Consider the following 13,447-nt stretch of genomic DNA (forward strand, 5'->3'; position numbering starts at 1 on the left):
CCGATCGACTGTCGGCTCTTCGGCAACGAGAGCCTATAGGAGACGCTTGCGCGCATCGCACCAAACGAGCAGTTTGGCGCTCGTCAAACCCTCCGCATAGCAATACGCTGCACTGTCGCTGCCACGATCTTGCCGATTTAGGTTCACCGTCATCCGCGTTTCAATCTATCCCACGCACGATCCGCCCTGATAAATCGCCATAGCAGTGAACGTTTCGATCACATCGGAGCACTCCGCGGTTTCCTCCCTTGGGGCTTGTAGGACGCCTGCCCGCCTGCTTCTGCGCGAGTTCGCTTGCACGCGGATTCGGGCAGGCGTCCTACAACCCTAAACAAGACCGGACTCCGACTGGTTGTTACCTTTGGGTACTGGGGTTGGCGCGCCGGCATAGTGCGCGGTGACCTGGGTACCCATCAGCGTCATCGCGGTATCGAGCATGGAGCAGTCGATATGGCATCCGAGCCCCGTGGTCTGACGTTGCGTGACTGCCAGGGTGACTGCGAATGCCGCAGATAGACCTGCCGCATAGTCAATAATCGATGCGCCAACTTTGACAGGACCACTACCCGCAAGACCGGTCATGGCCATGAGACCAGACGCTGCCTGGATGGTGTTGTCGTAAGCATTGACTTCAGAACGGGGGCCACCGTGGCCAAATCCCGTCATGGAACAATAGATGAGCTTTGGATTTGTCTTGCTTAGCTGCTCGTAGTCCAGACCGAGTTCGGCCATAGCGTTTGCACGGTAGTTCTCGACCACGATGTCGGCGTCGCGGGCGAGCGCCCTGAAAACACGCTGCCCTTCCGGCGTCTTCAGATTCAGCGTCATTGCGCGCTTGTTCGCGCCCTGCGTGAGGTAGTTCGTGCCCATCAACGCTTGGTTCAGATGAGCGTCAGCGCCGCGCCCACGCACGCCATCGGGCCGCCGCGGATCCTCGATCTTCAACACGTCAGCTCCGTGCACTGCGAGCATGTACGTACAGAAGGGGCCTGCGAGGACGTGCGTCAGGTCCAGCACCTTGATTCCTGACAACGGACTGGTCATTTCTGCTCCTGCGTCGCGCCGGACTTCGGCAGCTATGGAAAACACTCAATTTAGTTCATTAGACAGCGGCATAAAACGCGTGCTATCCTTGTTTGCATATAAACACAGAATTTGCTAATTGTCAAAAATGCAAATTTGTTCAGGAACCGATACATGACCCACTTTCTTCACCGCAAACTGAATTCCACACTCCCCGTGGCCGTCCGTGGCGAGGGCGTCTATCTATATGACAAGGAAGGGCGCAGGTATCTCGACGCGTCGGGCGGCGCTGCGGTCGCGTGTCTGGGCCACAGTCATCCGGCCGTCATTGAAGCTGTCATCAGGCAGATCCGGACACTGCCGTCGGCGCACACGTCTTTTTTTACTACGGAGCCGAGTGAAGAACTGGCCGACTATCTGGTTTCACGTGCGCCTGAAGGGATCAAGCGATTCCTGAGCGTGAGTGACGGCTCTGTCGCGGTGGAGACCGCGCTGAAGCTGGCTCGACAATATTGGGTGGAAGTCGGCCAGCCTCAGCGCCGCTACATTATTTCCCGCAAGCAGAGCTATCACGGCAATACGCTCGGGGCGCTCTCCGTGAGCGGCAACGAGCGTCGTCGGGCGCCGTACGCCCCCCTGCTCAGCGAATCGGTGACCCACATCGATCCCAGCTACGCATACCGCTATCAGCGTGCGGATGAAACACCGGAGCAGTACGGCCTGCGTTCTGCAAATCTGTTGGAGGAGGAAATCCTGCGCCTGCGGCCGGAGAACGTGAACGCGTTTATCGCCGAGACGGTAGTGGGTGCGACGGCCGGTTGTCTTGCCGCGGCGCCGGGATACTTCCGTCGCGTCCGGGAAATTTGCGACAAGTACGGGGTTTTGCTGATCCTTGACGAGATCATGAGCGGCATGGGCCGCACCGGCACGTTGTTCGCCTGCGAGCAGGAAGGTATCGCGCCGGACATCATTACGGTTGCCAAAGGCCTGGGTGGCGGATACCAGCCAATCGGCGGGGTCTTCGCGAACGCGAAAATAATCAACGCCATTGAGGCAGGCAGCAAGACACTCGCCAACGGCCATACCTATATGGGCCACGCGGTCGCGTGTGCTGCAGCACTCGCCGTGCAGAAGGTCATTGAAGAGGAAGGGTTGATCCAGCGCGTACAGACACTGGGCAATGCTTTAGAGGCGAAGCTACGGGAACGCTTTGCAGCCCATCCGCATGTGGGAGACATTCGGGGCCGCGGTCTGTTCTGGGCGCTTGAACTGGTGATCGATCGCGAGACGAAGATGACCTTCGAGCCGGCACTCAAACTGAACGAACGCGTCAAGGAGGAGGCGCAGGCGCGTGGACTGGCATGCTACCCGTCGGGTGGTACCGCCGACGGCGTGCGTGGCGATCATATTCTGTTCGCACCGCCCTACATCATCGAGGAAGCACAACTCGACGACATCGTCGAGATTACGTCGCAGTCCCTTGACGCCGCGCTTTCATCCATTTCCGCTTCTGCTTGAATCTGACCATGGCAAAGACAATCATCTCCTGCGCGCTGACGGGCAACATTGTTACGCGCGACCAACATCCGAATTTGCCGGTTACTCCGGTTGAAATTGCGCAGGCCGCGCTCGATGCGGCGAATGCCGGAGCAGCAATCGTTCATATTCACGTCCGTGATCCTCAGACAGCGCGCCCGAGCATGCGAACGGACCTGTATGGCGAGGTGATGGACCGGATCCGTCAGGTGAACAGGGAACTGATCATCAACCTGACGACAGGCGAGGGCGGACGATTCTCACCGAGCGACCACGATCCGAAGGTGGCGGCAGAGGGTAGCACTTTGACCTTGCCAGAAACCCGCGTTGCACACGTCGTTGCACTGAAGCCGGATATCTGCTCGCTTGACTTCAACACGATGAACTCGGGCGCAAACGTCGTAATCAACACACCGAAAAACGTGCGCAAGATGGCGAAGCTGATCGTCGACGCCGGCGTGCTGCCAGAAATCGAAGTGTTTGACAGCGGCGATATCCACATGGCCAACGACATGATCGCCGACGGGACGATCCCAGGACCGCATCTTTTCCAGCTGGTGACCGGGGTGAAATACGGTGCGGCGTCAACAACGACCGCATTGGCTTATCTAAAGTCGATCCTGCCCGCCGGCTGTCAGTGGTCTGCATTTGGTCTCGGGCGCATGGAGTTTCCGATGGTCGCGCAGTCGTTCCTGCTTGGTGGTCATGTGCGTGTGGGTTTCGAGGATAACGTCTATATCCGGCGGGGTGAACTCGCGCGCGATAACGCTGAGCTCGTGGAGCAGGCCGTCAGCCTGCTGGGCATTCTCGGTGGCGAGGTAGCGACGCCGTCCGAGGCTCGCGCGCTTCTGGGGCTTGCTTCACGATAACCCTGCCGGCACTGCATCGAACCGGAACTGCAGCAAAGCGGCCCGGTGACACTGTGGGCGGCGAAATTTCTTCCGCTTGCTGTGCGTACCGCACCACGAATTTTCCATCTCACCGGTACCCAATTCACAAAGATTGAGCAAGTTCGCTCGCTTTTATGCTGGCTTCGGCGCGCGAGGCGGCGTCCTCGTCGGGACCGCCCAAGGTCTTTTCGACGCTAATCGTATGAAAATCGCGAATCCCAACCATTCGTGACCAAGTCGCGAGATAGGCTGACTGGAAGTCAAAGTCTTCCTCCGGAAAGTCGGGGCCAAGCTTCACGCCACGCGCTGCGATCACGACGACCGTGCGGCCACCCAACATGCCGATCAAGCCTTTCTCGTCAAACGTAAAAAGCACGTCCTTCTGCGAAATTGCATCGATCAGATGTTTCAAGCGATAAGGAATGCCAAAATTCCACATTGGCACGCTGAAAACGATCACCTCGGCGCTATGAAAGCGTTTAGCGAGCGCCTGGATATCCTTCCATACGGCGACTTGGTCAGCATCGAGGGGCTCGCCTTTGATGCCGGCATATTTGGCCTCGAGCGCCGGTCCATCGAAAGGCGGCAATTCGATTTCCCATACGTTCAATAAGTCGACCGACCCACCGGGATTTTTAATCTTCCAGGCGTCAATGAAAGCGTTCGCGACCTGTATCGATGCCGAACGCTGTTTGCGGGGCGAAGAAATGACATGTAGCAGATTCATAAAACCTCGGGGCCATGATTAGGGAAGCGGCGGCGGTCGTAGACAAGTACACGGGAACCGCCCTGGATCAGCGCGGCGGGCTTTCCGGCGGCGAAGTCCTCGCAAAGATCTCGACCGGTTTATCGCCTTCGACACCAACTTTAAGCATCGGCATGACGATTCTCCTGGAAAAAGTAAGTTTATGATCGATAGCGCTACTTGTCCAAGTCCTAAGTATCCGCAGCTTTTGCGCCCGATGCACGTCCCGAGTTTCATCCCCAGCAATACCTGCGCCTCATGCGTAGGTCGCACCGGCGTGATGGTTTCGACAGGCCTTCGCAAAAGCCTCGATATACTCAGCGGCAGCCTGGACGACCGTTCGCAGGTTGCGCCTGCACATCACGTTTATCCGCGCGGGTCTCGTGCGCGCTCAGGTCAGGCCCGCCGATATTCCCCGACAAAACCGTGGGGCACACGGATTCGTCTTTCCCGAACCATCCCACATCCGGCACCATCTAACGCCGTTGTCCACTGAACCGAGCTATTTCCATCCGTCTTACTTTTTCCCCGCTTCTTAGAAGGAAAGCGCCATGCTGACACTCCATCACCTCGGTCACTCACAATCGGAACGGATCGTCTGGCTTTGTGAAGAGCTCGGCGTTCCCTACGAGCTCAAGAAATACACGCGCGATCCGCTCACGCGCCTGTCGCCGCCAGAGCTGAAGGCACTGCATCCGCTCGGCGCGGCGCCGCTCATCGAAGTCGACGGTATGTTACTGGCCGAATCGGCCGCTATCGTCGAATTCATCCTCGCTCAATATGGTCGCGGACGTTTGCAACATGGGTCGGACCATCCCGATTTCGCTTCATATCTCTACTGGTTCCACTTTGCCAACGGCAATCTTCAGCCAGTGATGGGCCGATCGATGTTCGTGGGACGCTGCGGGTTGGCGCCGGATCATCCGGTTCAAACGTCGGTGCAGGGACGACAGGACAAAGTGCTCGCGCTGATCGAGGCGCGGCTGGCGCAGAACGACTATCTCGCAGGAAGCGAATTCACAGCGGCCGACATCATGAGCGTTTTCTCGCTGACCACGATGCGCTTGTTTCATCCTGTCGATCTCGCGCCTTATCCCAACATACTCGCGTATCTCCAGCGCATCGGGGGACGGCCCGCGTATCAACGGGCGATGGCCAAAGGCGACCCGGACCTGACTCCGATGCTTAGCTGAAGCGGAGTCGACGCTCGCTGATCGCCGATCAATGTTTTCGGACCGAAAGGCTCGTGAAGATATTTCCACGAGCCTTTTACCTTGATGCCGGTCTCGTCCATTCGTTGGTGCTCGCCCGCAGGGCGTTCGAGTTGGCGAAACGCCTTTTCCGAACCACGGCACCGGTTTGATCACCCATCGTGCACCGTTTAATGATCCGAACTGATGGCACGCTCACAAAACTTCATCGTCATCTCACAGCGCCATTGCACTCGTGTGCAATGGCGCTTAAATAAAGTCGGCCTAGAAGGTGACGGTCAAGCCGAGCATAAAGACCAGTTGATTGTCTGTCGACGAAGGCGTTGAGTTTTGCGAGTCGCCAACCAATGCGGCGGTATCGATGACCTGTACGGCACCTTTCGCGCCGAGCGTCTTGCCGCCGGCATGCGTGTAAGCCTCCAGCGCATACAACGTGGTGCGTTTGGACAGGCTATATCCCTCTTTGAGCGAAGCCTGCGAATAGCGCGCGGCTGAGTCGATGCCGTTGGCTCGCGAGGCGAGGGTATAGGAATAACCGCCCGCCAACGAGAAAGCCGGGGTGAAGCGATACACCGCGAGGGCGCTATAGGTGTTGAACATTGCCGTGTCGTGGAAAACAGACTGTTTGCCCGGTGCACAACGGACGTTCGAATAGTTCAACCCGAGCGTCAGGTCGCCGATCGCGTAATTACCGGCTATCGCCACATGTTGAATGCTGCGCGCCGACACGTAGCCTGTGTTCACAGCGGATGTAGGGATGTTCGCGCTCGAGGCCCTCCCGACGAGTTGTTGACATACATGTCTCCTGTTTTGTTGATGAATCTTCGATCGCCGCTGCAAGTGACGCAGCGATCGCCGCTTGCAAAGCGATCGTTCGCCTGCATCAATGAATGCGTGTCGCAAATCCAGGATGGCGCGCTGAGAAACGTCACGCGTTCGATGATTGTGAATCCGGCGCCGACAATCATGTCCTACTATCTCGGACAACCCGACCGGCAGGACGCATTGTTCAAGGACCTGAAAGACAAGAACCTCCTTGCCGCGGACGTCACGCGTGGACAATTGTTCCCACCGTGTAAATCGGCCGACACTCCTGCGCAGCCGATGCAGAGCGCGCCGGGAAGCGACTACAACAGCCACCATTCCTATCCGGGCGGCTTGTGTGCACACACGGCGACAAACCTGCGCCATGCGATCGACTATAAACACACTTATGAACGGTAACGACGACCTGATTAGGGACGGTGGCTCGATCGGTACCTCCCACGGTTTGGTTCACTCTCCTACACTCAACCCAGTGTCCGGGCATCGGGGCCCGACGATTCCTGCGATCTCGCAGGCGGATCGCAACTGGCTCATCACTCACCGCCGGGCCGCCTTCCGCCGCGCCAGCGCATCACCGCGGACAGGCGGCCAGCGGAGTGTAATATCGTGTTTGCAGGGTCCCCTGCGCGGCATTTGGCTACGTCTTCAGTGGCGCACAATCGACGGGATTCGTGGGGAACAGCATGAGGGGCTTGCTTCTGGCGTGGGCATGCGCGTGTATGCCGTCGGTTGCTGCGGCGCAGGGGTTGTTGCCTGCCCCCGTGCCTGAGGTCCCGGCTGCCGCGAGCAACTATCTGGACCAGGCGAAGCGCGTCGTCGACGCTGCGGCGCAACCGGCTGCACCTTGGAACGGACCCCGTGACGGGCCACGCGCGCAACGTGGGAAACGCATCGCCGTTGTCGCCGAGGATCTGCGCAACGGCGGCGTGCTCGGTGTGGTCGACGGTGTGCTGGAGGCCGCCAGAGTCGTCGGCTGGAGCGCAAAGATATTCGACACCGGCGGCATGCCGGAACTGCGGCTGAAGATGCTGGCGAATGCGCTGGAGAGCCGTCCGGACGGTCTGGTTATCGTCGGTGGCGACGCGCGTGCCGTGCTGCCTGCGCTGCTACCCTTTGCCGAGCGAGGCATTCCGATTGTCGGCTGGCACGTCGCGGCCCAGGCAGGTGCCGTGCCTGGTACGCCTGTGGCGATGAACGTCTCGACGGATCCACGCGAGGTCGCGCGCGTGAGCGCGCTGGCGGCCATCGCGGAGTCCGGCGGACGCGCAGGAGTCGTCGTCTTCACCGACAGCGGTTACCGGCTCCCACAAGAGAAGGCGGACGCCATGGCCACCGTCGTGCGTGCGTGCAGCGGCTGCACTTTGCTCGAAATACGCGACGTACCCATCTCGCGCAGCCAGGAACTGATGCCCGGCATCACGCGCAGCTTGCTCGCGCGCTATGGCAGACGCTGGACGCATGCGTTGGCAATCAACGACATCTACTTTGACTACGCCGCCCCCGTGCTGACCCAGGCTGGATTGCCGAACACCGCCCTGGCGATGCTGTCGGCCGGCGACGGGAGCGAGTCCGCCTTCCTGCGCATCCGGGCGCGCACATTCCAGACGGGCACAGTGGCTGAGCCCCTGAATTTGCACGGCTGGCAGCTGGTTGATGAGATGAACAGACTCCTCGCCGGGGAAAGCGTCACGGGTTACGTGTTTCCGGTGCATCTCGTGACGGCGGACAACATCGCCGCGGACGGCGGCGATCGTCTGCTCTACGACCCCGCCAACGGCTATCGCGACATCTATCGCCGTATTTGGGAACGCCCTTGAAACTCACTTTTCCACACTCGCTTACAGCCCAGTGCGCGCTCGTCGTCTCCTGCCTCGCCGCCTTGGTAGTCGCGGTCGGTGCCACCAGCCTTTACTCATTGGACGGTTCGGCGCACGCGCTTCGGCTCTTGGCCGACGATCGGCTGGCGCGCCTGGAGGATGCACAGGATCTGGCGCAGCACACCCTGATGATCGAGCGTCTCGCGTTGCAGTTGTCCAGCGACGATACGGTCGACGCCGTGCGCGAGACGCATCGGCACGTCCTCGAACAGTTGGCGTCCTTCGATCGTCTGGTGGGGCGTCTCGCCTCGGCGACCGCGCGCGACGACCCCGGTGGCGACACGCTGGCGCTGCATCGATCGAGCCAGCGCTTTCGCAACACGGTCAACATCGAGGCGCAGGTGCGCGAAACCGCGCTGCGCGAGCGTGCCGTGGTCTCGTCCACGGCCCGGCCCGAGGGGTCACTCGCCAGCCTCGACGATGATTTGCTCGGCCAGGCCGGCGCCTTGGCGGTCGCGGCACGCCAACAGTCGGACTACTTGACGCGCGATTACCGCCAAGCGGTTCAAGATCTGGCCGAAAGCTCGGACCGCACGCGCGCATGGGTGGGCGCGGAAGTCGCGCTGAGCCTGCTGCTCACCTGGCTGATAACCCGCGTATTTCTCGGTCGTCATGTCGTGGCACGGCTGCGCCGGGTGAGCCACACGCTGCGGCACGGTGACGTGGAGAGCGCGCAGACCGGCCTCCCGGTGCAGGGGGACGACGAGATTGCCGACATGGCGCGCGCAGTCGAGCAGTTCCTTGAAGACCGGCGCCAGCGCGGAAAAGCCGAGGACGAGCTAAAGCAGCTCAACGCTGAACTGGAGTCCCGCGTCGCGCAGCGCACGGCCGAACTCAGCAGGGCGCTTGCCGGCCGGACGGCGGAGATCGTCGAACGCAAGCACGCCGAAGATGCCGCGCGGGCAAGCGAGCGCTTCCTGAGCAGCATCATCGAAAACATCCCGGACATGATCTTCGTCAAGGAGGCGGCGACCCTGCACTTCGTGCGCTTTAACAAGGCGGCGGAACAACTGCTTGGCTACAAGCGCGAGGAACTCATCGGCCGATCCGTCCATGACCTGTTTCCCGCGCATGAAGCGGATTTCTTCGCGCTGGACGATCGTACCGTGCTGGATTCGCGGGAAATGGTCGACGTGCCGGAGGAGCAGGTCCATACGCGCCACGGCGTGCGCTTCGTGCACACGATGAAGATCCCGATCCCGGATGCCCGTGGCGAGCCGCAGTTCCTGCTCGGCATCTCGCGCGACATTACGGAGCACAAGCGTGCCGACGAGGAACTGCGGCGCTATCGCGAGCGACTCGAAGAGATGGTCCTCGAACGAACAGCCGAATTGGCCGTCGCAAAGGAACACGCCGATGCGGCCAACCAGGCCAAGAGCGACTTTCTCGCGCACATGAGCCACGAGCGGCGCACGCCGTTGAACGGGATTCTGGGTTACGCGCAGATCCTTGGCCGCGATAAGAGCCTCGACCAACGGCAGATCGACGGGATCCGGGTGATCCAGCGCAGCGGCGACCACCTGCTTACGCTCATCAACGACATCCTGGATATGGCTAAAATCGAGGCCGGGAAGATGGAGCTCAACCTCTGCGACATTCAACTCGACCGGTTCATCCATTTCATTGCCGAGACGATCCGGGTGAAGGCGACGGAAAAGGGGCTTGCCTTCGCCTGCGAGCTGGCCCCCGATCTGCCCGCGGGCGTGCGCGTCGACGAAAAACGGCTGCGCCAGGTACTGCTCAATCTGCTCTCCAATGCAATTACATTTACCGAAGAAGGGAGCGTGCGTCTGCGCGTCGGTTTCCTGCCGCCGGCGCGGCTGTTTTTCGAGGTAGAGGACACAGGCATCGGCATAGACGATGTGCATCTGAAGGCAATCTTCCGGCCTTTCGAACAGGTGAGCGACAATCGACGCTGGCTGGGAGGCACGGGACTGGGACTCACCATCAGCCAGCAGCTCTCGCGTCTGATGGGCGGCGAGATCCATGTCGCGAGCCGCCGTGGCGCTGGGAGCTCCTTCTCGTTCGAGCTGAACGCGCCGGCGGTGGTGCCTCATGCGGCTGTCGTCCCACCGGAGCGGTTTATAGGTGGCTACAAGGGAGCGCGCAAGACCGTCCTGGTCGTGGATGACGTGGCCGAAAACCGCGCCGTCGCGGTCGATTTGCTCAGCCAACTCGGATTTGACACGGCGGTGGCCGGTAACGGGCTGGAAGCCCTCGAGAAAGTGAAATCCCTACGGCCGGCGCTCGTCCTGATGGACGTTGTCATGCCAGGCATGGACGGGCTGGAAGCCATACGCCGCCTGCGCCAGATGCCGGAGTTCCGGGATTTGCCCGTCGTCGCTGTCTCCGCCGGCGCCTCCGGGTCCGATGCGGCGCAAAGCCTGGCGGCCGGCGCGAATGCCTTTCTGCCTAAACCGATCGACTTCAACAGGCTGTTATCAAAGGTCGCAGCCCTCCTGAATATCGAATGGAGCGACGAGGTTCGCCAGGCGGAAGTCGCCGGACCAAGTGAAGCGGCAGCATCCGTTGCCGATCCTTCCATCGAAACCTTGATCGCGCCGCCGCCGGAGGAAATCGAAGCGCTGCATCATCTGGCGCGACTCGGTGACATGAAAGCGATCGCGAAGCACGCCACCCATCTGCCCGAACTCGACGAGCGCTACCGTGCTTTCGCCGATCATGTTTACCGGCTCGCAAAGGATTACCGGTCCAAGGCAATCCTCAGCTTTGTCGAGCGATATCTGATAGAGAGGTAGGTTCCGTGACCCGTCGTATCCAATGCCTGTGGCGCAGCGTGGGGTGCCTCTCAGGTCTGTGTGACGCGTGTTCGCTCAGAGGTGGAGGGCGATGGAGAAGTTGGCCCCCTGCCATGTTTGGCTTGCAGTCCAGAAGAAGGTGAATGTAAGAGGCGACCCCGCTTGGGCTGCCTGCGTGGGCAGGTCGACGTAGTAGATGGCGACCGCGGTGGCGGCGGATGTCGTGTCCTGCCATGTGTTCCAGTTATCGATCGACCAGCGCAGACGGAAAGGTACGTCCAGAGGAATGCGAACTGTCTTGCCCGCCGCCATTGACGGTAATTGACGATCGAAATTCCAGACCTCGAGCGTGCTCGTAGCGCGCGGAGTTCCGCCCGCCGTCGGCTGGTAGCGGTTAGCGACTACATCCAGCCGGTCGAAGACACGATTATCCGAAACGGATCGAACAAGCTTGATATATTCGGCGTGCGCCCATGCCAGCGGCATGGCAGAGCCCGTCGGTCCTCCGGTGACGAACGGAGTGTTCTGCAGATTGGGCATATCCCACACTTGCTCTGGAAGCAAACCGCGCGAGCCAGCGAACGCCTCAAGATACCGAATGTAGGGTTTGGGGTCGTTGCCAGCGCTCAGTTCGTAATGGCCGCGTTCGCCGGTGTGCAATGGCCAGGGGCGGCCTACACCGAAGGAGCAGCCAGCGTACCAGTCCTGACCAAGATCCCCCTGACCATAACCATCGTGGTTATACCGGTAGAAACCAGGCCCCTGCAGTAGACTTTTCTTGATGATCGCATCGACAACCTTGACTGAATTGACAATGATGGGATCGTCCGCGCCGCGCACGCCATACCGCACCAGTTCCAGAAAGCCCGCGTCCACGACGTCTCGTGCGTCGTACGTCTGATTCCAAAGGGTCACCTGGACAACGTTGGGATCTTCCGGAAAATCGAAGTCTCTTGCGCCGCCCTTGACGTGCGTCGGCAAAATGCGGACGTAGTGTTGCGAAACGTCTGGCAGTAGTGTGCCTTGTGTGGTGACGCACCATGCCTCGAGATGCGCCTCAAGGAAGTCAGCGTATTCGAGCAGAAATTGAGCCGTAGCCGGGTCCGCCCATTTATCGGCGGCGCAAACTAGCGCTGCTATGTTCGATGCGAGAGTCGATGGCGAATAACCTTCTAGCTCTTCCCATCGCTCCTGCTGGGTCATCGGGCCATTCATGATCAGCGCCCTGGTGGCAGCCAGCACCATCCCCGTCGGGTCGAACTGCTGGAGCAAACCGGCCTCGCTCAGGTGATAGGCCAGGATGACAGGAAACGAATATTCATCAAGCTGCGAGCAGTCCCCTGGCCACGGCTCTCCGTCGATGAAGAACTTCTGATGGAAGCTGCCATCCGCCGACTGGGAGGAGGCCAGAAACATGAGCCCTCGCAACGGCGCATCTTCTTCGCCCGCGGCAAGGAGCGCGATTGCGCTCTGGCACATATCACGCGGCCACACCATGTGATAGCCGCAAGCCAGGTCCGTGATCGTCTGCCCCCAAGGAATGCTTAACGAGGCCACTAGCGCTCCGTCAGCCGTCTTGTCTTCATGTGCGAGCAGGATGTTCCGACTTTTATTGAAAAGTGAATCACCGTCGCCGGTGGTCCCTGGTTTCGGCACGAACGGCGTAGGAACTGCTGCTTTCCAGCCCTGGTTAAATGCCTGCAGATGGCTGTAAGTGCCGGCCGGCCCGTCAAACGGATACGATAGCGCCTCGGAAATGGCGGTCAGCGCGTTGTTGGGGGAGCTCTGAGTGATAGGGGTTGCTTCATCGATGCAGAACGCCAGTGCCAGTACAAATTCATTTTGCCCAGGTGCGCGTTTGATCTCCGCCGTCAAAGCGACGTATCCGCCCTTGGCCGAATCGTAATTCCAGACCGGCAACCGTTTGTTGGCGATGATATCGGTCCAGCCGTCGTTGACACCCACGAATCCGCAACTGGTCATCCCAAAGCCGCAGTCTGCTCCCAAGGCCAGCCAATAATTTGCGCGCGTAGCCACCAGCCGATCCCCATTTGAGGTGCTTGCGCGGTAGGCAGCGTTTTCGGCTCCATAACCCGCCATATGAGGCGCCAGAAGCGCATAGACGTGAAGCTTATCCAGGAAAGGCTGGGCTCCCTGCAATGTCGTACGAACTAAAAGGCAGGATGCACCGGGTTCAGCGATCACGTCCTGCACAACCGTGTAGGGCTGTCCGATAGCCTGGGAGGTCAGCTGGAAAGACAGGGCTTGTGGCTCCGGAAATGTGCACTGGTACGTGAAATCCTTCTGCGTATCGTGAAAGAAGGTCGTCCCGTCGGTGATGATGAGCTGAAAGTCACGTACTTGCGGGGTGTCAACGTCTGGAAAGTAAATTTCGGTGAGGATGCCCCCTGCGCTCGTGTACCACACCTGGCTGGACAAGGAGTACGCGGTGCCGACGGCATCCTTGTCCGCGCGGCTCCAATTGAGCGGATTACCTGGCGCGCCGGGAGCCGAGTTGGATTGAAGCAAGTTTGCCATGGCGTTTCGCTCCATTATTTCTTACCGTTATAGGGCGCAGAAA

General features: G+C 60.0%; 10 protein-coding genes and 1 pseudogene. 6 read left to right on the forward strand and 5 right to left on the reverse strand.

Annotated elements, in window-relative coordinates; translation table 11 throughout:
* Positions 1-327: 327 nt before the first annotated feature.
* Positions 328-1,044 carry a CaiB/BaiF CoA transferase family protein gene (locus BSU04_RS23740; RefSeq protein WP_089162883.1) on the reverse strand — a complete coding sequence of 239 codons (717 nt, stop codon included), beginning with the start codon at positions 1,042-1,044 and terminating at the stop codon, positions 328-330.
* Between the two features lie 153 nt (positions 1,045-1,197).
* Here BSU04_RS23740 and BSU04_RS23745 point away from each other — a divergent pair, with 153 nt between their 5' ends.
* The gene (locus BSU04_RS23745; protein ID WP_089162884.1) at positions 1,198-2,541 is read left to right on the forward strand and encodes an aspartate aminotransferase family protein; all 1,344 of its coding nucleotides are present in this window, start codon (positions 1,198-1,200) and stop codon (positions 2,539-2,541) included.
* An 8-nt stretch (positions 2,542-2,549) separates the two neighbouring features.
* Positions 2,550-3,428 (forward strand): 3-keto-5-aminohexanoate cleavage protein, encoded by an 879-nt coding sequence (locus BSU04_RS23750; protein ID WP_373452856.1) that lies wholly within the window; start codon positions 2,550-2,552, stop codon positions 3,426-3,428.
* Positions 3,429-3,552: 124 nt separating this feature from the next.
* Here BSU04_RS23750 and BSU04_RS23755 read toward each other — a convergent pair whose 3' ends face one another.
* Positions 3,553-4,176, reverse strand: a complete 624-nt coding sequence (locus BSU04_RS23755) for an FMN-dependent NADH-azoreductase (RefSeq protein ID WP_089162885.1) — start codon at positions 4,174-4,176, stop codon at positions 3,553-3,555.
* A 569-nt stretch (positions 4,177-4,745) separates the two neighbouring features.
* On the opposite strand from BSU04_RS23755, the gene BSU04_RS23760 reads away from it, so the two are divergent.
* On the forward strand, positions 4,746-5,387 hold the full coding sequence (locus BSU04_RS23760) for a glutathione S-transferase family protein (protein ID WP_089162886.1): 642 nt from the start codon (positions 4,746-4,748) through the stop codon (positions 5,385-5,387).
* A 53-nt stretch (positions 5,388-5,440) separates the two neighbouring features.
* Here BSU04_RS23760 and BSU04_RS47850 read toward each other — a convergent pair.
* Together BSU04_RS47850 and BSU04_RS23765 are read right to left on the reverse strand one after the other, a co-directional pair.
* Positions 5,441-5,567, reverse strand: a pseudogene (locus tag BSU04_RS47850) (IS6 family transposase); the annotation flags it as partial.
* A 102-nt stretch (positions 5,568-5,669) separates the two neighbouring features.
* Positions 5,670-6,149, reverse strand: coding sequence for a porin (locus BSU04_RS23765; RefSeq protein WP_089162887.1), 480 nt, complete (start codon positions 6,147-6,149; stop codon positions 5,670-5,672).
* A 72-nt stretch (positions 6,150-6,221) separates the two neighbouring features.
* On the opposite strand from BSU04_RS23765, the gene BSU04_RS23770 reads away from it, so the two are divergent.
* The 3 genes from BSU04_RS23770 (at position 6,222) to BSU04_RS23780 (ending at position 10,866) form a co-directional block, all read left to right on the forward strand.
* Positions 6,222-6,629, forward strand: coding sequence for a hypothetical protein (locus tag BSU04_RS23770; RefSeq protein WP_144021328.1), 408 nt, complete (start codon positions 6,222-6,224; stop codon positions 6,627-6,629).
* 284 nt (positions 6,630-6,913) lie between these two features.
* Positions 6,914-8,047: a substrate-binding domain-containing protein gene (locus BSU04_RS23775; protein ID WP_089162889.1), complete on the forward strand. Its 1,134-nt coding sequence runs from the start codon at positions 6,914-6,916 to the stop codon at positions 8,045-8,047.
* Entirely contained in the window at positions 8,044-10,866 is a 2,823-nt protein-coding gene (locus BSU04_RS23780; protein ID WP_089162890.1) for a response regulator, read from the forward strand. The genes BSU04_RS23775 and BSU04_RS23780 overlap by 4 nt, the downstream gene beginning before the upstream one ends.
* A 75-nt stretch (positions 10,867-10,941) precedes the next feature.
* On the opposite strand, the gene BSU04_RS23785 is transcribed toward BSU04_RS23780, so the two are convergent.
* A complete protein-coding gene (locus tag BSU04_RS23785; protein WP_089162891.1) occupies positions 10,942-13,404 on the reverse strand; it encodes a glycoside hydrolase family 15 protein in 2,463 nt (820 codons plus the stop codon).
* Positions 13,405-13,447: the final 43 nt, after the last annotated feature.

This window comes from Caballeronia sordidicola (assembly GCF_002220365.1).
Lineage (GTDB): Bacteria > Pseudomonadota > Gammaproteobacteria > Burkholderiales > Burkholderiaceae > Caballeronia > Caballeronia sordidicola_C.

Excerpts from the sequence above, each read along its gene's own strand:
- BSU04_RS23760 (WP_089162886.1), top strand. The coding sequence starts at position 4,746 with ATGCTGACACTCCATCACCTCGGTCACTCACAATCGGAACGGATCGTC.
- BSU04_RS23740 (WP_089162883.1), bottom strand. The coding sequence starts at position 1,044 with ATGACCAGTCCGTTGTCAGGAATCAAGGTGCTGGACCTGACGCACGTC.
- BSU04_RS23785 (WP_089162891.1), bottom strand. The coding sequence starts at position 13,404 with ATGGCAAACTTGCTTCAATCCAACTCGGCTCCCGGCGCGCCAGGTAAT.
- BSU04_RS23770 (WP_144021328.1), top strand. The coding sequence starts at position 6,222 with ATGAATCTTCGATCGCCGCTGCAAGTGACGCAGCGATCGCCGCTTGCA.
- BSU04_RS23745 (WP_089162884.1), top strand. The coding sequence starts at position 1,198 with ATGACCCACTTTCTTCACCGCAAACTGAATTCCACACTCCCCGTGGCC.
- BSU04_RS23755 (WP_089162885.1), bottom strand. The coding sequence starts at position 4,176 with ATGAATCTGCTACATGTCATTTCTTCGCCCCGCAAACAGCGTTCGGCA.
- BSU04_RS23775 (WP_089162889.1), top strand. The coding sequence starts at position 6,914 with ATGAGGGGCTTGCTTCTGGCGTGGGCATGCGCGTGTATGCCGTCGGTT.
- BSU04_RS23750 (WP_373452856.1), top strand. The coding sequence starts at position 2,550 with ATGGCAAAGACAATCATCTCCTGCGCGCTGACGGGCAACATTGTTACG.